Source organism: Anaerococcus groningensis, assembly GCF_046365465.1.
Lineage (GTDB): Bacteria > Bacillota > Clostridia > Tissierellales > Peptoniphilaceae > Anaerococcus > Anaerococcus groningensis.
This window is the reverse complement of record NZ_JBGMEG010000039.1, coordinates 1-573: the sequence shown is the minus strand read 5'-3', so window position 1 is coordinate 573 and position 573 is coordinate 1. Positions and strand designations below refer to the sequence as shown.

General features: G+C 35.3%; 1 protein-coding gene. It reads left to right on the top strand.

Annotation, left to right across the window (positions count from 1 at the left end):
* A partial coding sequence (gene map / locus AB9Q04_RS08170; protein ID WP_410024844.1) for a type I methionyl aminopeptidase occupies positions 1 to 569 on the top strand: 569 nt, incomplete at its 5' end.
* Between the last annotated feature and the right edge of the window lie 4 nt (positions 570 to 573).

Sequence of the window (573 nt, the reverse complement as noted above, 5' to 3'; positions counted from 1 at the left end):
TTCCAGGAGACTATGTTTTAAAAGAAGGAGATATAGTTTCTATAGACAACGTAATCGAATATGAGGGAGGCCTAGCTGATTCTTGCTGGTCATATGCTATTGGCAAATTATCAGACCGTGACCAAAAACTTATGGATGTTACTTTAGAATCTTTAAACAAAGCCATAAATGAAGCAAAAGTAGGCAATAGAATAGGTGATATAGGTCATGCCATCCAAGAATACGCAGAAGTAGAAAATGATTTTTCAGTTATACGTGATTTTATAGGCCATGGTATAGGTAAGGAAATGCACGAAGATCCACAAGTTCCACACTATGGAAAAGCTCATCGTGGACCTCGCTTACAAAATGGAATGGTTTTTACAATTGAGCCTATGATAGCAAGTGGAAACTGGCCAATGGAACTAGAAGACAATGGCTGGGTAGCAAAAACTAAAGATGGATCAAATGTATGCCAATTTGAACATCAATTAATAATCCATGAAGATGGACCAGAGATAATTACAGATCAAAGTAAATACGCTTTAACAAAAGAAGATTTAGCTTTTATAGAATCATATAAATTTTAGTAGA